The organism is Actinomadura chibensis NBRC 106107 (assembly GCF_001552135.1).
GTDB lineage: Bacteria > Actinomycetota > Actinomycetes > Streptosporangiales > Streptosporangiaceae > Spirillospora > Spirillospora chibensis.
In genome coordinates, this window is sequence record NZ_BCQP01000038.1 from 12,074 (window position 1) to 33,551 (window position 21,478).

The 21,478-nt window shown below is 74.4% G+C and carries 24 protein-coding genes; 8 read left to right on the top strand and 16 right to left on the bottom strand.

Annotated features, from left to right (window positions below):
* Window positions 1–170: 170 nt before the first annotated feature.
* The 5 genes from ACH01S_RS43710 to infC form a co-directional block, all read right to left on the bottom strand.
* Window positions 171–731 carry an STAS domain-containing protein gene (locus ACH01S_RS43710; protein ID WP_148344817.1) on the bottom strand — a complete coding sequence of 187 codons (561 nt, stop codon included), beginning with the start codon at window positions 729–731 and terminating at the stop codon, window positions 171–173.
* A 268-nt stretch (window positions 732–999) separates the two neighbouring features.
* A complete protein-coding gene (locus tag ACH01S_RS21965) occupies window positions 1,000–1,815 on the bottom strand; it encodes a TrmH family RNA methyltransferase (RefSeq protein ID WP_067894338.1) in 816 nt (271 codons plus the stop codon).
* A gap of 34 nt (window positions 1,816–1,849) precedes the next feature.
* Complete coding sequence (rplT, locus tag ACH01S_RS21970; RefSeq protein ID WP_083980979.1) at window positions 1,850–2,230, bottom strand: 50S ribosomal protein L20; 381 nt, start codon at window positions 2,228–2,230, stop codon at window positions 1,850–1,852.
* Between the two features lie 69 nt (window positions 2,231–2,299).
* On the bottom strand, window positions 2,300–2,494 hold the full coding sequence (rpmI, locus tag ACH01S_RS21975) for a 50S ribosomal protein L35 (protein WP_067894345.1): 195 nt from the start codon (window positions 2,492–2,494) through the stop codon (window positions 2,300–2,302).
* Window positions 2,495–2,678: 184 nt separating this feature from the next.
* Window positions 2,679–3,188, bottom strand: coding sequence for a translation initiation factor IF-3 (gene infC / locus ACH01S_RS21980; RefSeq protein WP_067894347.1), 510 nt, complete (start codon window positions 3,186–3,188; stop codon window positions 2,679–2,681).
* Window positions 3,189–3,820: 632 nt separating this feature from the next.
* Between infC and ACH01S_RS21985 the strand changes: the two genes are divergently transcribed.
* Entirely contained in the window at window positions 3,821–4,324 is a 504-nt protein-coding gene (locus tag ACH01S_RS21985) for an NUDIX domain-containing protein (protein WP_067894350.1), read from the top strand.
* Window position 4,325: 1 nt separating this feature from the next.
* Window positions 4,326–5,270: a PfkB family carbohydrate kinase gene (locus ACH01S_RS21990; protein WP_067894353.1), complete on the top strand. Its 945-nt coding sequence runs from the start codon at window positions 4,326–4,328 to the stop codon at window positions 5,268–5,270.
* Here the strand turns inward: ACH01S_RS21990 and ACH01S_RS21995 are convergent.
* Window positions 5,246–5,959, bottom strand: a complete 714-nt coding sequence (locus tag ACH01S_RS21995; protein ID WP_067894355.1) for an HIT family protein — start codon at window positions 5,957–5,959, stop codon at window positions 5,246–5,248. The two genes, ACH01S_RS21990 and ACH01S_RS21995, sit on opposite strands and share 25 nt — an antisense overlap.
* Before the next feature lie 166 nt (window positions 5,960–6,125).
* On the opposite strand from ACH01S_RS21995, the gene ACH01S_RS22000 reads away from it, so the two are divergent.
* Window positions 6,126–7,493 (top strand): prenyltransferase/squalene oxidase repeat-containing protein, encoded by a 1,368-nt coding sequence (locus ACH01S_RS22000; RefSeq protein WP_067894358.1) that lies wholly within the window; start codon window positions 6,126–6,128, stop codon window positions 7,491–7,493.
* Window positions 7,494–7,499: 6 nt separating this feature from the next.
* On the opposite strand, the gene ACH01S_RS22005 is transcribed toward ACH01S_RS22000, so the two are convergent.
* The 8 genes from ACH01S_RS22005 to ACH01S_RS22040 form a co-directional block, all read right to left on the bottom strand.
* Window positions 7,500–8,354 carry a shikimate dehydrogenase gene (locus tag ACH01S_RS22005; protein ID WP_067894359.1) on the bottom strand — a complete coding sequence of 285 codons (855 nt, stop codon included), beginning with the start codon at window positions 8,352–8,354 and terminating at the stop codon, window positions 7,500–7,502.
* Window positions 8,351–9,514, bottom strand: coding sequence for an endolytic transglycosylase MltG (mltG, locus tag ACH01S_RS22010; RefSeq protein WP_067894360.1), 1,164 nt, complete (start codon window positions 9,512–9,514; stop codon window positions 8,351–8,353). The genes ACH01S_RS22005 and mltG overlap by 4 nt, the downstream gene beginning before the upstream one ends.
* Window positions 9,511–9,969, bottom strand: a complete 459-nt coding sequence (ruvX, locus tag ACH01S_RS22015; protein WP_067894363.1) for a Holliday junction resolvase RuvX — start codon at window positions 9,967–9,969, stop codon at window positions 9,511–9,513. The genes mltG and ruvX overlap by 4 nt, the downstream gene beginning before the upstream one ends.
* A 40-nt stretch (window positions 9,970–10,009) precedes the next feature.
* Window positions 10,010–12,679: an alanine--tRNA ligase gene (alaS, locus tag ACH01S_RS22020; protein WP_067894366.1), complete on the bottom strand. Its 2,670-nt coding sequence runs from the start codon at window positions 12,677–12,679 to the stop codon at window positions 10,010–10,012.
* 2 nt (window positions 12,680–12,681) lie between these two features.
* Window positions 12,682–13,056 (bottom strand): hypothetical protein, encoded by a 375-nt coding sequence (locus ACH01S_RS22025; protein ID WP_246237221.1) that lies wholly within the window; start codon window positions 13,054–13,056, stop codon window positions 12,682–12,684.
* Complete coding sequence (locus ACH01S_RS22030; protein WP_067894369.1) at window positions 13,053–13,505, bottom strand: DUF948 domain-containing protein; 453 nt, start codon at window positions 13,503–13,505, stop codon at window positions 13,053–13,055. Before ACH01S_RS22030 ends, ACH01S_RS22025 begins: the two co-directional genes overlap by 4 nt.
* Before the next feature lie 118 nt (window positions 13,506–13,623).
* The gene (locus ACH01S_RS22035; protein WP_083980993.1) at window positions 13,624–14,877 is read right to left on the bottom strand and encodes a replication-associated recombination protein A; all 1,254 of its coding nucleotides are present in this window, start codon (window positions 14,875–14,877) and stop codon (window positions 13,624–13,626) included.
* Between the two features lie 165 nt (window positions 14,878–15,042).
* A complete protein-coding gene (locus ACH01S_RS22040; RefSeq protein ID WP_169809331.1) occupies window positions 15,043–15,825 on the bottom strand; it encodes a phosphatase PAP2 family protein in 783 nt (260 codons plus the stop codon).
* A gap of 172 nt (window positions 15,826–15,997) precedes the next feature.
* Between ACH01S_RS22040 and ACH01S_RS22045 the strand changes: the two genes are divergently transcribed.
* From ACH01S_RS22045 to ACH01S_RS22060, 4 genes are all read left to right on the top strand, one after another.
* On the top strand, window positions 15,998–16,456 hold the full coding sequence (locus ACH01S_RS22045) for a hypothetical protein (RefSeq protein WP_067894374.1): 459 nt from the start codon (window positions 15,998–16,000) through the stop codon (window positions 16,454–16,456).
* A gap of 100 nt (window positions 16,457–16,556) precedes the next feature.
* Complete coding sequence (locus tag ACH01S_RS22050) at window positions 16,557–17,174, top strand: thioredoxin-like domain-containing protein (RefSeq protein ID WP_067894376.1); 618 nt, start codon at window positions 16,557–16,559, stop codon at window positions 17,172–17,174.
* Window positions 17,171–17,797 (top strand): DUF305 domain-containing protein, encoded by a 627-nt coding sequence (locus ACH01S_RS22055; protein WP_067894378.1) that lies wholly within the window; start codon window positions 17,171–17,173, stop codon window positions 17,795–17,797. The genes ACH01S_RS22050 and ACH01S_RS22055 overlap by 4 nt, the downstream gene beginning before the upstream one ends.
* A gap of 89 nt (window positions 17,798–17,886) precedes the next feature.
* A complete protein-coding gene (locus ACH01S_RS22060; protein ID WP_067894381.1) occupies window positions 17,887–18,453 on the top strand; it encodes a TIGR03086 family metal-binding protein in 567 nt (188 codons plus the stop codon).
* Window positions 18,454–18,478: 25 nt separating this feature from the next.
* Here the strand turns inward: ACH01S_RS22060 and ACH01S_RS22065 are convergent, their stop codons facing one another.
* Window positions 18,479–19,714 carry a DUF349 domain-containing protein gene (locus ACH01S_RS22065; protein ID WP_067894384.1) on the bottom strand — a complete coding sequence of 412 codons (1,236 nt, stop codon included), beginning with the start codon at window positions 19,712–19,714 and terminating at the stop codon, window positions 18,479–18,481.
* Window positions 19,715–19,787: 73 nt separating this feature from the next.
* Window positions 19,788–20,540 carry a peptidylprolyl isomerase gene (locus ACH01S_RS22070; protein ID WP_067894387.1) on the bottom strand — a complete coding sequence of 251 codons (753 nt, stop codon included), beginning with the start codon at window positions 20,538–20,540 and terminating at the stop codon, window positions 19,788–19,790.
* Window positions 20,541–20,748: 208 nt separating this feature from the next.
* Here ACH01S_RS22070 and ACH01S_RS22075 point away from each other — a divergent pair, with 208 nt between their 5' ends.
* On the top strand, window positions 20,749–21,471 hold the full coding sequence (locus tag ACH01S_RS22075; RefSeq protein ID WP_067894390.1) for an MBL fold metallo-hydrolase: 723 nt from the start codon (window positions 20,749–20,751) through the stop codon (window positions 21,469–21,471).
* Window positions 21,472–21,478: the final 7 nt, after the last annotated feature.

The window sequence follows — 21,478 nt, forward strand, 5'->3', positions numbered from 1 at the left end:
CACAGCGGCCTCCAGAACACCGAAGGGAACGCGGCCTGTCGAGAAGAGACTCTAGCCGCAGTCGGGCGTCTTGCGGGACCCGGAAAGCCCCCTGCGGAAAGGCATCTGTAGCCCGCGGGCGGGATCGCGGCGGCCCCGGGACCGGCCCCGCGCCGCCGGGCCCGCGGACATCACCGGGACGTGCTCGGCGAGTCGTGCCCGGCGAGCGCGTCCGGCACGTCCGGGTGGACGGCGAACAGGCGGTCGAGCCCGGTGATCCGCAGCAGCCGCAGCTGGGCCGGGCGGACCCCGGCGAGCGCGATCTCGCCGCCGGTCGCCGACACCTGGTTGTGCGCGGCGACGAGCGCGCCGAGCCCGGCCGCGTCGCAGAACGGGACGGCCGCGAAGTCGGCCACCAGGCGGCGCGTCCCCGCGCCGTGCAGCTCGACGAGCCGCGCGCGCAGGGTGTCGGCCGTGTGCAGGTCGATCTCGCCCGCGACCGCGACGACGGCGGTGTCGCCGTGCCGCAGCGCGACCTCGACCCGCAGGTCGGCGTCCCTCGGGGCGGCGTTCGGGGCCGCGCTCGGGACGGCACCCGCGGCGAGCCCGCCCGGGACGCGTCCGGCCGGGCCGCGGTCGCCCCCGGCCCGCGCGCCGGAGACCCCGGGAGCCGCGGCGGGAGCGCGCGGCGCGCACCGCACCTCCGGCCCGCGCCGGCCCGCCCTTCTGGCCGGCCAGATCTCCTCGGTCATCACGTTCGCCCCCACTCTGCACGGCATCGGCGCCGCCCCTGGTCAAAGCACTGATCAACACCGTAGGCAGCGGACCGGGGCCGAGAACTCCCTCGTCAGGCCCGTTTCCGCTCCTACCTGCGGACGAGTCCCGCACCGGTCGCTCCACCCCCGGACCGGTGCCGGCGTGCGGAACATCCTCCCAGCTCACCGCCCGGAGCACGGCGACCGGGACGACCGGTTGCGGCCATCCGGTCACGCACCGCAGCGGCGGCCGGCGGGCCGCCGGTCACCTCCCGCGCTGGGCGCGGGCCGAGGCATAGAGGCATACGGCCGCGGCCGTCGCGAGGTTCAGGCTCTCGGCGCGCCCGTGGATCGGGACGCGCACGACCTCGTCGACGCTGCCGAGGATCTCGGCGGGCAGCCCCCACGCCTCGTTGCCGAACACCCAGGCGGTGGGCCGCGCGAGAAGGCCGTCGTCGAGCGCCTCGTCCAGCGTGCGCTTGCCCCCGCCGTCCGCGGCGAGGACGGTGAGCCCCGCGGCGCGCAGCTCCGGGATGAGCGCGTCGAACCGCGGGCCGACGACCACGGGCAGGTGGAACAGGCTGCCCGCGGAAGCGCGCACGCACTTGCCGTTGTAGGGGTCGACGGACGCGTCGGTGAACACGACCGTCTCCGAGCCCGCCGCGTCGGCGGTGCGCAGCACCGTGCCCGCGTTGCCGGGGTCGCGGACGTGCGCGAGGACGGTCACCAGCCGGGGACGCGCGGCGAGCGCCCTCTCCAGCGGAACGTCCACGAACCCGCACACCGCCAGCAGCCCCTGCGGGGTGACGGTCTGCGCGAGCTCGGCCATGATCTCGCCGCTGACGCGCAGCACCGGCGCGCCCGCCCGCTCGGCGGCGGCGACCAGCTCGGGGTGGCGGGCCTCCGCCTCGGCCGTGGTGAACAGCTCGGCGAGCCCGCCGGGGATCTCCAGCGCCTCCCGGACCGCCTGCGGCCCCTCGGCGAGGAACCGGTTCTCGCGGCGCCGGAAGGCCCGTTTGGCGAGCCGCCGAGCGGCCTTCACCCGTGGAGACCGGACGGAGGTCAGCTCGCGGCCCGCCATGTCGCGTCGTTCGCCCGAGTCCGGATGCCCGGGCTCAGGCCGCCTCCGTGCTTCCCTCGGCGGGGAGCGCGTCCTTGGCGACCTTGACCAGGGCGGCGAAGGCGGGCGCGTCGTTCACGGCGAGCTCGGCGAGCATGCGCCGGTCGACCTCGACCTCGGCGGCCTTCAGGCCCTGGATGAACCGGTTGTAGGTGATGCCGTTGGCGCGGGCCGCCGCGTTGATGCGCTGGATCCACAGGCGGCGGAACTGCCCCTTGCGGTCCTTGCGGTCACGGAACGCGTAGGTCATCGAGTGGAGCTGCTGCTCCTTGGCCTTGCGGTACAGGCGAGAGCGCTGGCCGCGGTAGCCGCTCGACCGCTCCAGGACGACCCGACGCTTCTTGGCGGCGTTGACCGCCCGCTTCACGCGTGCCACGTGCTGAACTCCTTCGTGGGGGCCGGGGCCGTCGGGCCTCGGCCGGTCGCTGATGTTGCCGGTCGGGTGCTACTTGCGCAGCAGCTTCTTGATGTTCTTGGCGTCGGCGTCGGCCACCACGGCCGGGCCGTCCAGCCGCCGGGTCCGCTTGGACGGCTTGTGCTCAAGCAGGTGGTTGCGGTTGGCGCGGCGGCGCATCACCTTGCCGGTGCCGGTCAGCTTGAAGCGCTTCTTGGCACCGCTGTGGGTCTTGGTCTTCGGCATGGTCGCCGTCGTCTCCCTCATGTCCCTGCCCCGTGCGGACGGCACGGGGGCGCGCCTGATCGACGCATCGCACGGGCTGCCGTGGACGCGCCTGGTCAGGCTTCAATCTACGTGCGCCGTGACCCCGCTCCGCCCGCGAGGTCGCGGTACCGGGCCCGCCGCGCGGGCGGTCCCGGGACGGCCGTCAGGCGCTCTCGGTCTCCTGACCGCGGGCCGTCTTCTTCTTGTGCGGGCCGATCACCATGATCATATTCCGGCCGTCCTGCTTGGGCCGCGACTCGACGAAGCCGAGCTCCTCGACGTCGTCGGCGAGCCGCTGCAGCAGCCGGAAACCGAGCTCGGGACGGGACTGCTCACGACCGCGGAACATGATCGTGACCTTCACCTTGTCCCCGGCCTTCAGGAACCGCACCACGTGACCCTTCTTGGTCTCGTAGTCGTGCGGGTCGATCTTCGGGCGGAGCTTGATCTCCTTGATGACCGTGTGCGCCTGGTTCTTGCGCGCCTCACGCGCCTTCATCGCGGACTCGTACTTGAACTTGCCGTAGTCCATGAGCTTGGCGACGGGCGGGCGCGCCGTGGGCGCGACCTCGACGAGGTCGAGGTCCGACTCGCGCGCGAGTTCAAGGGCCTTGGCGATGGGCACGATGCCCACCTGTTCGCCGTTCGGGCCGACGAGCCGGACCTCGGGCACGCGAATGCGGTCGTTGATACGCGGTTCGGCGCTGATGGGACCTCCTTGGGGCCGTTCACGTTCGTTTGACCGGTCGTACCCCGAGGCTTCCACGAGAAAAGCCCCGCACGACGTCACGCACGGGGCCACCTTCGGTCTCCCCGGCGGCCTGGCCGCTCGGGGACGACGGCTGGACGAGCGCCGCGCGCCCGTTCGCCGGACCGAGACCCACCGGCCTTGCAGGCCGGTCAGGTGGGAGGTGGCCTCCGCTTGTGTGCCCGGCGCGCGCCACCGCTGGGTCGCGCGCGCAGAGCCGGTCGGCCACCAAGAATACCACCCGCGCGGAGCCCCCGCGCCGGCCGGGCCGCGGCCGTCGGCGGGACCCGCCGTGGTGCCTGAGTGAGGTACGCCACCGTGCTCAACAGCGTGGGGCCGGCGCCCATTCCCGGGCCGGACGGTCGTTCCGGCGCGGCGCGGGGCGTCCGGGGCCGCCGGGGCCCGGCCGGACAGGTGAGGAAGTTCTGGCCCGGCGGTCCTCTCGGCGTCACGGTCCGGCGCTGTTACGGTGACGGGACCACGGCCCGATCTCATGTGGGGGGACGCCCCGCACCCTCCGGAGCGGCCCGCCCAGGGCCAGGGGAGGTAGTTCCGCGATGCCCTCGGCCGAGGCCGGCGCGGCCGGCCCCCTCACCGCCCTCTCCCCGATCACCCTGCAGTTCGCGCAGAAGGCGTTCATCGTGTCCGGCGGGCGGCTGCTGCTCGTCCGCAAGTCGGCGTCCGACCCGTTCCACCCGGGGCGCTGGGAGGTGCCCGGCGGGCGGCTGGAGGTCGAGGCCGACCTCGGCCTCGACGACCACATCAGGCGGGAGGTGTGGGAGGAGGTCGGCCTCAAGATCGACCCCGGTCCGCCGTTCCACCTGTGGCAGTGGTTCATGCCCGACCGTCCCGGCCCCGGCCGCCCGGCGGGCGGGCAGATCCGCGTGGTGGCGGCGGCGCGGCGGTGCCGTCCGGTCACGCTCGACCCCAGCCTGGAGAACCAGGAGGAGAGCGACCATCTCGACGGGTGCGCCTGGGTCCCGCTGGACGAGATCGGCGCCTACGAGCTGATTCCGAGCCTGCGCCCGGTGATGCGGGCGTTCCTGGCGTCGTCCGGCTGAGATGCCGGGCGGCAGGGGCCCGTCCCCGGCGGAGTGGCCGGGACTGGACGGCGCCGACGAGCGCCGCTTCGCCATGGTCGTCATCGGGGACGTGGGGATCGAGGTCCGCGCCGCGCTGCCCGGCGTCCGGTTCGCCGACCTGGACGCCGACCGCCTCTCCTACGCACCCGCGCGCGCCGTGGTCGCGGGGACGGCCGTCAACCTGGCCCGCGCCGCGACCCGCTGCTTCCGCCGGGTGGACGTCCTCGCCAAGGTCGGCGACGACGACTTCACGCCGGTCATCCGCCGGGAGCTGCGGCGGCTCGGGGCGGGCGACCTGCTGTGCGTGGACCCGGGCGCGCCGAACGGCGTGTCGGTCATGCTGCGCGACGACGGGGGCGGCGGCGGGCCCGGCGTCCGGCTGCTGGTCGTCCGGGACGACCCGCCCGCACGCCGCCTGACCGGCGGGGACGTCGCGGCGGCCGCCGCGAGGATCGCGGCCGCCGACGTGCTGGCGATCGACGGCTACTCGCTCCTGTCCCCCGTCTCGCGGGACGCGCTGCACGCGGCGGCGCGCCTGGCCCGCGGCGCGGGGACGAAGGTCGCGTTCGACCTCGTCCCGCACGACGTCGACGAGCGGCTCCCGGCCGAGGACGTCCTGCCGACGCTGGCGCTCGCCGACCTGGTCGTCTCCGAGGCGCCGACCCTGGCGCGGCTACTCGGCCGCCCCGGTCCCACGGCCGGGAGCGAGGTGCAGGCGCTTCTGCCGATCCTGGACGAGACCGTCCAAGGCTCTCCGCTGTGGCTGCTGCGGTTCGGGCCGACGTCCCTGGAGCGGGTGCTCGCCCACCGGCGCGGACGGCCGCCGATGGAGTACCCGAGCGGATACCGCGACGGCGTGGAGCGGGCGGGGTTCGGCGACCGGCTCGCCGCGTCCGAGCTCTACTGGTGGCTGTCGGAGGACTGAGGCGCGCCGGACAGCGGCTCGTCCTCGACCGCGGCCCGTAACGATCGCAGGGTGAGCAGGAAGCGGCGCCTGCTGGCCGGGAGGCCGAACGTCTCCTGCCAGCGCCACGCCCCGCCCGGCCGTCCGGCGGCGGTCACGGCCCAGCGCAGGAACTGGCTGCGCACGCCGTCCCCCGGATGGACGGTCGCGACGCCGTCCTCCTCGATCAGCAGGTAGGAGCGCCCAGCGCGGAAGCGGGCGCGCAGCGCGGCGTGCCCGGCGGGCGCGCCGGGGAGCCCCCGGTCCTCGGCGGCCCTCCGCACGCCGTGCGCGCCGGGCAGGAAGTGCCAGTGCGCGTGGTCGATGCACGCGCCGCCACCCTGCGGGCTCGCCGGGCCGTGCTCGAAGAGGAGCAGGTCGTCCGAACCGTAGGCGCGGCGGTACAGGCGGGCGACGCGGTCGCGCCAGCGCAGGGCCCGCTCCCACAGCGGCGGGGCGAAGGCGGCGGCGCACTGCTGGTGCTCGCGGGTCACGAGGAGGAGGTGGCCCTCGGCGAGCGGCGCGACGTCCGGCATCAGCAGGAAGTCGGCGTCGCGCGCGACGACGCCCGCCTCGCCCGGCAGGTCGGCCATCTCGTTGAACCGGAACCGCAGGGGCGGGCAGAGGACGCAGTCATGGCCGGGCTCGTGCCGCGGCGTCGGCTCGACCAAGCCTCCTCCAGTCCGGGCGTCGCGCGGTCCCGCCCTCCACCGTGCCCGGTGCCCGGCGGACGCGGCCGGTATCCGCCAGTGATCTGTACGCCGACGGATACCGACATAGAACCCATGCGGTACAAAACCTGGCTACGCGGGAACAAAGTCAGCAGAAGGCACCATCGTGAACCAGAGAACCCCGCTCCCCGCACCGGCCCCCCGCGCCGAACCTCCCGCCGCCGCGCCCGCCGCCCCCGGCACGGCCGCCGTTGACCTCGCGGTGCTGCACGCGCGGCTGGAGGAATCCCTCGACGTCCTCCGCGACACCTACGCGCACGCGCTCGGCACCGGCGGCGGCTGGTACCACGAGCTGGCGCGCCCCGAGCCCGGCATGACCGCGACCGCCCTCGGCCTGCTGGCGTTCGTGGAGGCCGGACGCCCCTTCGAGTACTTCGACGAGGGGCTCGCGTTCCTCGCGTCCCGGCAGACCGCGTCCGGCGACGCGCTCCGCGACGGCGGCTGGGCCACCAAGACCAGCCTCGGCATGCCCGTCGTCGAGGCGACCGGCTGGATCGCCCGGTTCCTCGCCCGCGCCCGCTGCGACCTCCGCGACGACGCCCCCGACCTGAAGCGCGCCTACCAGTGGCTGCTGCAGAACCAGAACCCCGACGGCGGATGGGGGTCGCTGCGCGGCTGCCGGTCCCGGGTGTGGCTGACGTGCCTGGCGCTCCGCGCGCTCAGCCAGCTCAACCCCTACGACCCGGCGGTCGACCGGGGCGTGGAGTGGCTCACCGCGGACCGGACCGCCGCCCGCCCCGGCTGGGGCCCGACGCAGGAGTCCGCGCCGACCGTCACGCACACCGCGTTCGCGCTGGTCACGCTGTCGGAGGCGCGTCCAGGACTGCGGACCGACCGGCTCCTGGACGCCTACGACTGGCTCCTCGCCCACCTCGACCCCGACGACGACCACACCTGGATCGAGACCTACGACGTCTCGCCGCACGGCGCCGGGGCGAAGCCGGTGTGGCGGCTCGCGCTGTGGCACTACGGGCTGCCGATCGCGCTGTCCGCGCTGCTGCGGGACCCGCGCGGGCCACACGGCCCGGCCGTCGCGCGCGCGTTCCGGACGCTCGTGCGCGGCGAGGCCGCCGACCCGCGCTCCAACGGCGGCCCGGGCGGCGGGCGCACCTCGCTGTGGACGCTGTGGTGGCGGCTGGAGACCCTGATCGCGCTCAGCCGCCTCCCGCTCGCGGGCAGCGGCGACGTCCTGCACTGGCTGCCGGACGCGACCGTCGTGCAGCGCGCCCACGCCCGCGGCCGCCCGCTCGGCGACCTGCTGCCGCACCGCAGGCTCGGCGACCCGGTCGGGTTCGCGCGGCGGCACTGGGCGGCGGTGGTGCTCGGCGCGGTCTGCTCGGGCAGCGTGCTCGGCGTCGCCGCCGGCGCGTGGGGCTGGCGGGACTTCTGGCTGAGCGTGATCCTGCCGATCGTCCTGACCAGCGTCGACGAGTCGGTGAAGCGGCGCCGCCCGCCGCGCGACCCGCCCGGGTGAGAGGGATCAGCCGCGCCGGGCGAGTTCGGCCTCGCCCGCGGCGCGCATCGCGGCGACGGGCACGTCGTCGCGCCCGGTCATCAGCGCCACCTGCCGGACGGCCTGGTGCAGCAGCATCTCGAAGCCGCCGACGACCGTCCCGCCCGCGCGCTCGACGGCGGCGGCGAGCGCGGTCGGCCACGGCGCGTACACGACGTCGAACAGGGCCGCGCCGGACGCGGCGACCGGCTCGGCGAACGGGTCGGCGGCACGGCCGGGCAGCGTCGACACCACCAGGTCGGCGGGCAGGTGCTCGGTGACCCGGTCGAGCGGCACGACCCGGACCGCGAGCCCGAACCGCTCCCCCACGTCGGCCGCCTCGGCGGCGCGCTCCGGGGTGCGGGCGGCGAGGACCGCCCCGTCCAGGCCGAGCCCGGCGAGCGCGGCCAGCGCGGACGCCGCCGTCGCGCCGCCGCCCAGCACCACCGCCGACGCCCCCTCCTTCGCCAGCGGGGCGTCCAGCCCGGCCTCGGTCAGCGCGGTCACGATGCCGTGGACGTCGGTGTTGTCGCCGTGGCGGCGGCCGTCCCGCAGCACGACCGTGTTGGCCCCGCCGACCTTCACCGCGAGGTCGGACACGGTGTCGACCAGGCCCAGCGCGACCCGCTTGAGCGGCATCGTCAGCGACAGTCCCGCCCACTCGGGGCCGAGGCCGTCGAGCAGCGCGGCGAGACCGTCCTCGCCGCACTCGATCGCCTCGTAGGACCAGGCGTGCAGGCCCATCGCCGCATAGGCCCCCCGGTGCAGCGCCGGGGACAGCGAATGCGCGATCGGCGAGCCGAGCACCGCCGCCCGGCGGCGGCCCGTCGCGTCCGGAGTCACTGGCCCGGGTGCGCCCGCTGCCACGCCCGGAACTTCTGCTCCAGCCGGACGCGCTGGGCGTCGGTCACCGCGAACTCGGTGATCTTGCGGGACGGGTCCGTCGCGATGAAGAACAGCCAGTCGCCCTCCTCGGGAGCGAGCGCCGCCTCGATCGCGTCCGGGCCCGGGTTCGCGATCGGTCCGGGCGGCAGGCCCTTGTGCTTGTAGGTGTTGTAGGGCGAGTCGACCTGGAGGTCCTGGTTGGTGACGGTGAGGGTCCGCTTGTTCAGCGCGTACAGGACGGTCGTGTCGAACTGCAGCGGCATGCCCTTGTCGACCCGGTTGTAGATCACCCGGGAGATCTTGGGCAGGTCGCTCGGCTTGCCGCCCTCCGCCTGGATCAGGCTGGCCAGGGTGATCACCGTGGTCGGGTTCATGCGCGCCTGGCGCGCCTTCCCGACGAGGTCGACGCTCTCGGCCTCCTGGGTGAACCGGCCCACCATCTGCTTGAGGATCTGCTCGGCCGTCCCGTTCGGGTCGAGGTCGTAGCGCCCCGGGTACAGGAACCCCTCGACCTTGCCCTTGGCGTACGCGGGCAGCCCGAGCGACTGCGGCCGCTTCGCCGCCGCCTGGAACTCGCGGACGGGGATCCCCGTCTTCTTCCCCAGCAGCTCGAAGACCTCGACGGCCCGCCGCCCCTCCGGGATCGTGATCTGGTTCCCGGCCCGGGACTTCGGGTCGAGCAGCAGGGCCATCGCCGCGGCCGACGACATCTCCCGCCGCATCTGGTAGAAGCCCGGCTGGATGCTCGACGCCCGCGCCTCCTTGTTGTAGGCCTTCACGAACGCGCGCGAGCTCTTCACCACGCGGTGCCGCTCCAGCGTCAGCCCGATCACCGAGCCGCTCGCGCCGTCCTTGATCTGGACGGTCACGTTCCCGGACCCGGCGCCCGAGTAGTCCGGCGGGTGCGTCCGGTTGTCCAGCCACGCGTAGCCGAGGACGCCGGCGGTGCCGAACACGGCGACGAGGAACGCCAGCGCGAACATGGCGGCGGCGCGGCCGTTGCGGCGGCGCCGCTTCTGCCGCCTGCGGACGCGCCGCTGGTCGCGCCTGCCGCCGTGGCGGTCGTCGGGCGGCTGGCCCTCGCCGTAGGGGTCTGAGAACAGGTCCAAGTCGTTCATGAGCTCTCCCGGACGATCTCGCCTGGGGGGTTGCCCGTCAACCGTTCCGCGTCCAACGCGGCCTGGAGCAGGACGGTCGCGGCCGCCTGGTCGACGACCGCGCGCCGCGCCCTGCCGCGCACTCCTCCGGCCCGCAGGCCGCTCTCCGCCGTCACCGTCGTGAGGCGCTCGTCGTACAGCCGGACCGACCCCTGGGGGAGCCGGCCCGCCAGCCTCGCCGCGAACGCGCGGGCCGCCTGGGCGGCCGGGCCCTCGCGTCCCGACAGGGACGTCGGCAGGCCGACGACCACCTCGATCGCCTCGTGCTCGGCGGCGAGGGCGACCAGCCGGTCGACGTCGCCCTTGCCGCTCTTGATCGTCTCCACCGGCGTCGCGAGTATGCCGCCGGGATCGCAGCGCGCGACCCCCACGCGCACGCTCCCGACGTCGACCCCCAGCCGGACGCCGGGCCTCATGGCCCGGACCCCGGCGCGTGTTCCCCCCGAAGCCCCGGCCTCACGCGGCCCCTACGGCCTGCTGGACGGCGGCGAGCGCCTCCCCCACGGCGCCCGGGTTCGCGCCGCCGCCCTGGGCGAGGTCGTCCTTGCCGCCGCCGCCCCCGCCGAGCGCCTTCGCCGCGAGGCCGACGAGCGCGCCCGCCTTCAGGCCGCGCTCGCGGGCGCCCTCGGTGACGGCGACGACCACGACGGGACGGTCCTTCGGCACGCCCGCGACCATCACGACGGCGGGCCGGGCGGTCAGCCGCCCGCGCACGTCGACGGCGAGCTTGCGCAGGCCGTCGGCGCCGGTGCCGTCCGGGGCGCGGTGGCCGACGAACGCGATGCCGTTCACGTCCTTCGCGCCGTCGGCGAGCGACCCGGCGACGGCGAGCACCTGCTGGGAGCGGAGCTTTTCGAGCTCCTTCTCCGCCTCGCGCAGCCGGGAGACGACGCCGGACACGCGCTCGGGCAGCTCCTCCTTGCGCGCCTTCAGCTGCTCGGCGAGCTGCGCCACGAGGACGCTCTCGCGCGCCAGGAACCGGAACGCGTCGATGCCGACGAGCGCCTCGACGCGGCGGACGCCCGCGCCGATCGACGCCTCGCCCAGCACCTTGATCAGGCCGAGCTGCCCGGACCGCGCGACGTGCGTGCCGCCGCACAGCTCCCGGGAGTACTCGCCGACCTCGACGACCCGGACCTCGTCGCCGTACTTCTCGCCGAACAGGGCGAGCGCGCCCATCGCGCGGGCCTCGTCGATCGAGGTGTGGAACGCGCGGACGTCGAGGTCGCCGACGAGGACGTCGTTGACCTCGTCCTCGACGTCGCGGAGCACGCTCGGCGGGACGGCGCCCGACGCGGTGAAGTCGAACCGGAACCGGCCCGGCGAGTTCTCCGACCCGGCCTGCGCCGCGGACTCGCCGAGCGCCCGCCGGAACCCGGCGTGCACCATGTGGGTCGCGGTGTGCGAGCGGGAGATCGCGCGGCGGCGCTCGACGTCCACCTCGGCGTGCGCGGTGTCGCCCGCCCGCGCCTCGCCGCTCGCGACGCGGCCGCGGTGGACGATGAGCCCGGCGAGCGGCGACTGGACGTCGGTCACCTCGATGACGGCGCCGTTGCCGAGCCGGATCACCCCGTGGTCGGCGAGCTGGCCGCCGCCCTCGGCGTAGAAGGGGGTGCGGTCGAGGACGACCTCGACCTCGGTGCCCTCCCCCGCCGCGGGCGCGTTCGCGCCGTTCACCAGCAGCCCGACGAGCCGGGCGTCGCCGAGCAGGTGCCGGTAGCCGATGAAGTCGACCCGGCCGCCCGCGCCGGTGAGCAGCTCGTCGAGGACGGACACGTCGAGGTTGCCGGTCTTCTTGTCGCGGGCGTCCTTCTTGGCGCGCTCCCGCTGCTCGCGCATGAGCCGACGGAAGCCCTCCTCATCGACCTGGAGGCCCTGCTCGGACGCCATCTCCAGGGTGAGGTCGATCGGGAACCCGTAGGTGTCGTGCAGCTTGAACGCCTGGTCGCCCGCGAGGGTCGCGCCGCCCGCCCGCCGGGTCTGCTCGACGGCGGTGTCGAAGATCGCGGTGCCGGTGCGGAGCGTCTGGAGGAAGGAGTCCTCCTCGGCGTCGATGACCGTGTGGATGTTCGCGGCGGTGCGGACCAGCTCCGGGTACTGCTCGCCCATCGCCGCGATCGCGACGGCGGTCAGCTCGTGCATGAGGCCCGCGTCCTCGCCGCCGAGCAGGCGCAGGTTGCGGATGGAGCGGCGCAGGATGCGGCGCAGCACGTAGCCGCGGCCCTCGTTGCCGGGGCGGATGCCGTCGGCGACCATCATCGTCCCGCTGCGGACGTGGTCGGCGATGACGCGCAGCGACACGTCCGCGCGGTGCTCGCGGCCGTACCGGGTGCCGGTCAGCCCGGCGGCGCGGTCGAGGACGCGCCACAGCGTGTCGGTCTCGTAGATGTTGTCGACGCCCTGCAGGATCGCCGCCATGCGCTCCAGGCCCATGCCGGTGTCGATGTTCTTCGAGGGCAGGTCGCCGAGGATCGGGAAGTCGGTCTTGCCCTCCCCCGGACCCCGCTCGTACTGCATGAAGACGAGGTTCCACACTTCGAGGTAGCGGTCCTCGTCGGCGACCGGGCCGCCCTCGCGGCCGTACTCGGGGCCGCGGTCGTAGTAGATCTCCGAGCACGGGCCGCACGGGCCGGGGACGCCCATCGACCAGAAGTTGTCCTCCATGCCGCGCCGCTGGATGCGGTCGAGGGGGACGCCGACCTTGTCGTGCCAGATCGCCGCGGCCTCGTCGTCGTCGGTGTAGACGGTGGCCCAGAGCCTCTCCTCGGGGAAGCCGAAGCCGCCGTCCTCCCGGGACCGGGTCAGCAGCTCCCAGGCGAACGGGATCGCCTGCTCCTTGAAGTAGTCGCCGATGGAGAAGTTGCCCAGCATCTGGAAGAACGTGGCGTGCCGGGTGGTCTTGCCGACCTCCTCGATGTCCGGCGTCCGGACGCACTTCTGCGCGCTGGTCATCCGCGGGGACGGCGGTGTGCGCTGGCCGAGGAAGTACGGCTTGAACGGGACCATGCCCGCGTTGACCAGCAGGAGGGTCGGGTCCTCGGCGACCAGGCTGGCCGAGGGCACCACCGTGTGCCCGCGCTCCTCGAAGAAACCGAGGAAGCGGCGCGCCACCTCTGCCGACTCCATGATCAGTGGCCATCCTTGTCGTCGTCGCTGTGGTCGATGCTGTGGTCGGTGCCGTGGTCGAAGCCGTTGCCGGGTTCTCCCACGATCGTGTACCGCGCCCTGAGCACCCGGCGGGGCCGGGCGGCGAGCGCGTCCGGCGGGGCCTGGTCCATGCGGACGGCCTCGCGGAGCTCGTCCTCGCGGGCCCTCATCTCGGTACGCACGTCGGAGGCGAAATGCCTCAGCCGGTCGCCCGCGCCCTGGCCGGTCGCCACGGCCCGCGCCGCGACGCCGCCCGGCGACCACGTCCGGGCGAAGCGTTCCACGCGCCGCTTGACGCGGTGCGAGACGTACACTCCGGCGCCCGCGCCGACCGTCACCCAGAACAGCCGCTTCATCGCCGCCCCCTCCCGGTGGTGGGACGGGACTGCCGGCGCGGCTGCGGACGGGCCTGGAGCTGCGGCCTGCCGGGCGCGGCGGCCCGCTCGTCGCCGTCGCGGCCGCCGCTCGCGAGCGCCTTGCGGACCCCGTAGGAGAACGCGGCCGCCTTCACCAGCGGCCCGCCCACCACCGAGGTCATGACGGTGGTGACCGCCGAGACGTTCTGCGTCACCCCGGCGACCTGCTTGGTGATGACGTCGGTGCGGCCGAGCTGCTCGTCGGCGCGGCGGACCGTCCGGGACATGTCGTCCAGCAGGGGGGCGGCCTGGTCGCCGATCTCGCGGACGACCTTGCCCGCCTCGGCGAGGAGGCGGGAGAGCCGCAGCAGGGTGAGCGCGATGAACGAGACGAGCACCGCCCAGAACACGGCCACGATGAGACCCGCGAGCTGTCCACCAGTGAGCATCAGGGCTTTCCGTTTCGTGCGAGTTCGGCTCGGCCGGGGCCGCCCGGAGGCGACACGGCCTGACAGACCTTACCGGTCCCCCGCGCCGCGCGGCGGGACCACGGGCCAGGGCGGGCGATCACCGCTCGCCGCGCAGGACGGAGCGTATCCGCGCGAGGACCTCGGTGAACCGGGATTCGGCTCCGTGCCTGGTCGGGCGATAGTACTCGCGGCCCTGCACGGCGTCCGGGGCGTACTGCTGCCGGACGACCCCGCCCGGGTGGTCGTGCGCGTACTTGTAGCCCTCCCCGTGCCCGATCTTCGCGGCGCCCTTGTAGTGCGCGTCGCGCAGGTGGCCGGGGACGGGCCCGGCGAGGCCCTTGCGGACGTCGGCGAGCGCACCGTCCACCGCCATGATCACCGCGTTGGACTTCGGCGCCAGCGACAGGTGCACCACCGCCTGCGCGAGGTTGATGCGGGCCTCGGGCAGGCCGACGAACTCGACCGCCTGCGCGGCGGCGACCGCGGTCTGCAGCGCGGTCGGGTCGGCCATGCCGACGTCCTCGCTGGCGTGCACGATGAGGCGCCGGGCGATGAAGCGCGGGTCCTCGCCGGCCTCGATCATGCGGGCGAGGTAGTGCAGCGCGGCGTCGACGTCGCTGCCGCGGATGCTCTTGATGAACGCGCTGATGACGTCGTAGTGCTGGTCGCCCTCGCGGTCGTAGCGGACGGCGGCCCGGTCGACGGCCTTCTCCAGGACGTCGGCGTCGACCGTCCCGCCGTCGTCGACGACCAGGGACGCGGCCTCCAGGTAGGTGAGGGCGCGGCGGGCGTCGCCGCCCGCGAGGCGGATGAGGTGGTCCTCGGCGGCGGGGTCGAGGGTGACCGCGCCGTCCAGGCCGCGCTCCTCGGTGAGCGCGCGGCGGATCACCTCGCGCAGCTCGTCGTCGCCGAGCGGCTCCAGGGTGAGCAGCAGCGACCGGGACAGCAGCGGGCTGATGACGGAGAAGAACGGATTCTCGGTGGTGGCGCCGATGAACGACACCCAGCGGTTCTCGACGGCGGGCAGGAGCGCGTCCTGCTGGGCCTTGTTGAAGCGGTGGACCTCGTCGACGAACAGGACGGTCTGCCGCCCGGCCATGCCGAGCTCGCGCCGGGCGAGGTCGATCTCGGCGCGGACGCGCTTGACGCCGTCGCTGACCGCGGAGATCTCCACGAACCGGCGGGACGTGACGTGGCTGACGACCGTGGCGAGGGTCGTCTTGCCCGTGCCTGGCGGGCCCCACAGGACGAGCGACATGGGGACGTCCCGGTCGACGAGCTGCCGGATCGGGGTGCCGGGCCCGAGCAGGTGGCCCTGCCCGACCACCTCGTCGAGGGCGCGCGGGCGCATCCGCACCGCGAGCGGCTGCGCCGAGAGGGGCTGCGCCGCCTGGTGCCGGTCGGGGCGCGCGTCCAGGCCCGGCGTCGCCGGACGGCCCGCGGCCTCCGGTGGCGCCGGGGCGTCGAAGAGGCCCTCAGGCTCGCCCGATTCCGCCCTGTCGGTCACGCTCCGACACTATCTCGGGGGGCCGACAGCGCCGGACGGCCCGCCCTCCCCGTCGTCCAGCCACGGGACGGCCGACGTCGCCCACAGCGCGGCCACGACGATCGCCGAGCCGACGACGCCGTCCAGCCAGTAGTGGTTCGCGGTGAGCACGACGACGAGCAGCGTGATCACGGGATGGGCGGCGAGGACGTACCGCCACCGGCTGCGCCCGTACCGGACGACGCCCCACGCGACCAGCAGCGCCCAGCCGACGTGCAGCGACGGCATCGCGGCGAACTGGTTGGCGAGGCCGCTGCCGGGCTCGGCCGCGTACGCGCTCGGCCCGTAGGCGCGCATGAGGTCGATGAGCCCATGGCCGGGCAGCATCCGAGGCGGGGCCAGCGGGAACGCGAAGTGGAGCGCCAGCGACGCCGCCGCCGACAGGACGACCGCCGCGCGCACACGCGGCCACGCCGGCCGGTGCCGGAACCACACCCACACCAGGAAGACCGTGGTCGCCGGGAAGTGGACGCGGACGTAGTACTGGTTGGCGGCGCGCACCCAGCCGTCCCAGCCCAGCGCCCAGTTCTGCAGGGACGCCTCGTCGGGCAGGCGCAGGGCGCGCTCGGCGTCCCACACCCAGCGCGCGTTGGAGAACGCCTGGGCGGGACGCCCGTCCGCGAGGTGGCGGCCGTACTCGTAGACGAGCAGGACCACGGCCATGACCCCGATCTGGAGGACGGTTGCCAGCACCACACGCGAGATCCGCCGTTCGTTCCGCAACGCCGCGCCCTCGGCCCCCGATCGAGTCATAGGCTTCATCCTCGGGGCGGCCCGACCGGATCCTCCTGCTACGTCAGGAGGGTTCCGCCTCGTCCGAGGGTCGCGGGTTCGACGGAACCCATGGAACCTGGGGCGGGGCTGCCGCGTTGGAACGGCGCGTAGGGCGCATTCGAGCGTTCGGGAGCGTGACGGAGTGTCCGGTATGACCCGGCGCCGTCGGCACGGGCCGGCGGGGCTGCTCGTGGCGCTCTTCGTCGTGGGCGGACTGATCTTCAGCTACGGGCTGGGCCACGCGCCGCCGCCGCGCGTCTGCACCCAGCACGCCGTGAGCGTCCCTGTCGCCGCCGCGTCGTCCGCCGCCGGGGCCGAGGCGCGGGACGCCGGGGTTTCGCCGCTCCAGAGCCTTCACAGCGCCGCGGACGCGGTAACGGCCGGCTGGGCGGCGGTGTCCGGGCCCGCGAAGCGGGTGCCGTCGCAGGCGCCGGTCGACGTGTGCCTGTGCCTCGCCGTCCTGTTCACCCTCGCCCTGCTGGGGCTGGCGGCCGTTTTGCGCCGCCGCGGCCTGCGGCTGCCCGCCCGCGCAGCCTGGGCGCCCGCCCCGCTCCTCGCGGGCGCGTCCGCGCTCGCGCCCCGGCCCGCTCTCCAGGTTCTCCGGCTGTGACGGACCGGCCGTAAGGCCGTCCCGCCGCCGTGTCGACCGCGATACGGCGCTGCCCTCATGTCCGCAGCCAATTCACAGCCTGTACGAGAGGACCGCTCTCATGTCCAAGAGCGCCCGCAACCAGAACGCACGCAAGAAGGCCCAGAAGAACGTGCTCACCAAGCGTGAGGTCCCCTGGGGCGTCATCGGTTTCTTCACCGTGATCGGAATGGTGGCGTTCATCGCCATCGGGTACGCGTTCATGCAGTCCCGCCCGTCGTCGGCGGACGACTCCGCGTCCATCCCCGGGATGGTGACCAAGGACGGCCTGTCCCGCGACCACACCACGAGCGCCGTCCGCTACGACACCGCCCCGCCGATGGGCGGCGCCCACGACCCCACCTGGCAGAACTGCGACGGACGCGTGTACGACGCCCCGCTGCGCAACGAGAACGCCGTCCACTCGCTGGAGCACGGCGCCGTCTGGATCGCGTACCGGCCCGGCCTGGCCGCAGCCCAGCTCGACGCGCTCAAGGGCAAGGTCAACGGCACCGACTACACGTTCCTCAGCCCGTACCCGTCGCTGGACGCCCCGATCGCGCTCAGCGCGTGGGGGCGGCAGGTCAAGGTCCAGGACGCGTCCGACGCGCGCGTGGACCAGTTCCTGCGCGCCTACGTCAAGGGCCCGCAGACGCCCGAGCCCGGCGCGCCCTGCGACGGGGCCAAGGACACCCCGTGAGCGGCGGGGCGCCGCGGGGACGGCGGTTCACCGTCGTCCTCGCGGTCCTCGTCCTGCTGACCGGCGCGGCGCTGGTGGCGCTCAGCGTCGCCCGCTCGGGCGAGCCGGGCACGGACGGCCCCGAGGCCGGGTTCGCCCGCGACATGAGCGCCCACCACGCCCAGGCGGTGCGGATGTCGTTCATCGTCCGGGACCGCACGGACGACCCCGGGGTCCGGCTGCTGGCCTACGACATCATCAACACCCAGTCCGCCCAGATCGGCATGATGACGGCCTGGCTGGACGAGTGGGGCCTGCCGAAGACCGACCCGGCGGGCCGCATGCGCTGGATGTCCGGGCACGGCGGCCACGGGAACCCGGCCGCGAGCGGCGACGCGGCGATGCCCGGCATGGCGACGCGCGAGCAGCTCGCCGACCTGGAGCGGGCGTCCGGACGCGACGCCGAGGCCCGGTTCCTGCGGCTGATGATCGCCCACCACCGGGGCGGCGTCGCGATGGCGGAGGCGGTGCTGGCCCGCACCGGGCGGGACCGCGTCCGCCGCCTCGCCCGCACCATGGTGGACGGCCAGCGCGCCGAGATCCGCCAGATGGAGGGGATGCTCCGGCAGCGCGCCGCCGCCTGACGTCCGGCCGGCCGGCCGGACGCCCGGCCGGTCGGCGACCTTCGTGATAACGCTTGACAGGGCGGTCGGATCGCGCGTCACTGACCACCATGGCTCGAAACCTCAGCGGCTACCACCGGGCCCTCGACCTGTTCGAGGGCCTGGTCGCCGGCGTCCCCCGGGACGGGTGGGACGCGCCGACGCCGTGCGCCGGCTGGACCGCCCGCGACGTCGCCGGGCACGTCACCGGCGGGCAGCACATGGTCCTCGCGCTGGCCGCCGGGGAGCCCGCCCCGGACGTCAACGCCGACCCGGCCCGGTTCGCGCCGGACGACGTCCTGATGAGCTGGCGGACGGCCCGCAAGGAGTGCGCCGCCGCCCTCACCCCGGCCGCGCTCGGCCGTCCCGTCCCCTTCGGCGGGCTGGGCGAGCTGCCGCTCGGCGACTTCCTTGAGGGCTACATCCTGGAGCCGCTGGTGCACGCCTGGGACCTGGCCGAGGCCACGGGCCAGCCGTCCCGCCTGGACCCGGACCTCGTCCACCACGCCTTCGCGACCGCCCAGGTCGTCGCCGCCCCCCTGCGCGCGCGAGGCCACCTGGCCCCGCCCCGCCAGCCCCCGCGGGGCGCCGACGAGCAGACCCGGATGCTCTCCTTCCTGGGCCGCACCCCGTCCTAGCGGCGCGGCCCGGCAGGAGATCGGATCAGGAGAATTCGGCGAGGGTGCGCTCGGCCTCTTCGAGCCAGGCGCGGCGGGCGTCGATGGCCTCCTCGGCGTCCTTGACGTCCTTCTCGCGGCCCGCTGCGCGGGCCTTGCCGAGGCGCTTCTCCAGCTGCTCGATGGAGCTGCGCAGCTGGGCGACGGTCGCCTCGGCGCGGGCGCGGGCCTCGGGGTTGGTGCGGCGCCACTCGTTCTCCTCGGCGGCGCGCACGGTCTCCTCGATCTTGCGGAGCCGTCCTTCGAGGCGGTCGCGCTGGTCGCGGGGCACCATCCCGGCGGCCTCCCAGCGCTCCTGGATGGCGCGCAGCGCCTGCCTGGCCTGCCGGACGTCCCGGACGGGCAGCAGCCGCTCGGCCTCGGCGAGGAGCTTCTCCTTCTCCTCGGCGTGCTCGCGGAACTCGGCGTCCCGTTCGGCGAACACCGCGCTGCGGGCCTGGAAGAAGGTGTCCTGGGCGGCCTTGAAGCGCGCCCACAGGTCCTCTTCGGCGTCGCGGGACGCGCGCCCGGCGAGCTTCCAGCGGCGCATCAGGTCGCGGTAGGCGGCGGCGGTCTCGCCCCAGTCGGTGGAGTCCGCCATGGCCTCGGCCTCGGCGACCAGGCGCTCCTTCTCCCGGCGGGACTCCTCGCGCTGGTCGTCCAGCGTCGCGAAGTAGGCCTTGCGGCGCTTGGTGAACGCGTTGCGGGCAGAGGACAGGCGCTTCCACAGGGCGGTCTCGGTGGGCCGGTCGATGCGGTCGGCGGCCTTCCACTCCTCGACGAGCTGGCGCAGCCGCTCCCCGCCGTTCTTCCAGTGGGTCTCCTCGGCCGCGATCCGCTCGGCCTCCTCGACGATCCGCTCCTTGACCACGCGGGCCTCGGAGCGGTGCTGCTCGCGCTGGGCCTTGACCTGCTCGCGGCGGCGGCCGACCTGCTCGGTCAGGCCGTCCAGGCGGCGGCCGAGGGCGTCGAGGTCGCCGACGGCGTGCGCCTCGGAGACGGCCTCGCGGAGCCGGTCGATGCTCTGCTGGGCCTGCGCGGGCTGCAGGTCGGTGGTGCGGACGCGCTGTTCGAGCAGGCCGATCTCGGTGACGAGCGAGTCGTACTTGCGCTTGAAGTAGGCCAGGGCCTCTTCGGGCGCGCCGGCCTGCCAGGAGCCGACGACCCGCTCGCCGCCGGACGTCCTGACATAGACGGTGCCGTCCTCGTCCACCCGGCCCCAGGGATCGGTCGCGCTGGACACCCTTGCCTCCTGAATCGCGGGTCCGGACGAACTACCGCCCTCCGGACCCTCCACACCTTAGTATCCCGTTCGCCTATTTCCCGGCGATCGTGACGTCCTGGATCTCTACCTTCTTCTTCGGCTTGCCGTCGCCCTTCGGGTCCGAGCCGGCATCGGCGATCTTCTTCAGCACGTCCAGCCCCTTGGTGATCTTCCCGAACACGGTGTAGTCGGGCGGGAGCTGCGAGTCCTTGTACACCATGAAGAACTGGCTGCCGTTGGAGTCGGGCAGGCTGCTGTGCGCCATGGCCAGCGTGCCCTCGGTGTAGGTGGCGCCGCTGGTGTTCTCGTTGGCGAACTGGTAGCCCGGCCCGCCGGTGCCCTTCCCCGTGGGGTCGCCGCACTGCAGGACGTTCAGGCCGCCGCTCGTCAGCCGGTGGCACGGCGACTTGTCGTAGAAGTTCTTCTGCGCGAGGTACACGAACGACTCGACCGTGCAGGGCGCCTTCTCGCCGTAGAGCTGCATCTCCACGTCGCCGCTGTTGGTCTTGACCGTCGCCTGGACGGTCTTCGTGTGCGCGGGCTTCGACGGCGGGGTGCCGAGCCCCTTGGGCGCGCCCTCGTTCGGGGCCGCCTTGTAGGCGCACTTCGGGCCGTCGGCCGTGGACTCGTCGTCCTTGCCGGTCGCCACCATGAACACGGCACCGCCGACGGCCACCACCGCCACCGCGCCCGCCGCGCCGACGAGCTTGAGGCGGCGCGCCCGCGCCGCCTCCTCGGCCCGTCGCTGCTGCTGCCGCTCATAGCGCTGGCGCGCGAGCTCCTTCTTGCGGTCCTTCCCCGCCACGGGCCTGTCCCTCCGGTGTGATCAGGTGAACGTGCAGCGCATAGTAGCGGCACCCGCGAGTAAAATCGCGCCCGCTTTCAGGGAGGGGCCCGCGGGGCCCCGGGACCCCCGTCCCGCGACACGGCGGCCGTTATCCCGTTCGCCGCGGCCGCGGCCGCGCCGGTACCCTCGGACAGGCCACCCGTGATGCCTCGAAGGAAGGACGACCGTGCTCGTCGCCGGGTTCCCCGCCGGATCGTTCGCCGCGAACTGCTACGTCGTGGCGCCCGCCGCGGGTGAGGAGTGCGTGATCGTCGACCCCGGCCAGGACGCCGAGGCCGGGATCGACGCCATCCTGCGCGAGCACCGGCTGAAGCCGGTCGCGGTGCTGCTGACCCACGGCCACATCGACCACGTCTGGTCGGTGGCGCCGGTCTGCGGCGCGAAGGGCGTCCCCGCCTACATCCACCCGGACGACCGCGAGCTGCTCACCGACCCGGCCAAGGGGCTGTCCCTCGGCCCGGGCCAGCAGCTCTTCGGCGGCCTGGAGCTGTCCGAGCCGGACGACGTCGAGGAGCTCGCCGACGGGTCGGTGCTGGAACTCGCGGGGCTGAGCTTCACCGTCGACCACGCCCCGGGCCATACGCCCGGGTCGGTGACGTTCCGGACCCCGAAGACCGCGGAGCTGCCGGACGTGATGTTCAGCGGCGACCTGCTGTTCGCCGGGTCCATCGGACGCACCGACCTGCCGGGCGGATCGTACGAGCAGATCCTCGCCAGCCTGTCCCGGGTGTGCCTCACCCTGCCCGACGAGACGGCGGTCCTGCCCGGCCACGGACAGCAGACCACAATCGGCCGCGAGCGCGCGACCAACCCGTTCCTCTCGGAGCTCTCTCCGGAGTCAGGGAGCGACCGGGCGGTCCCGGCGGACGGGCCCAACAAGGGATTCTGAGCCAGAG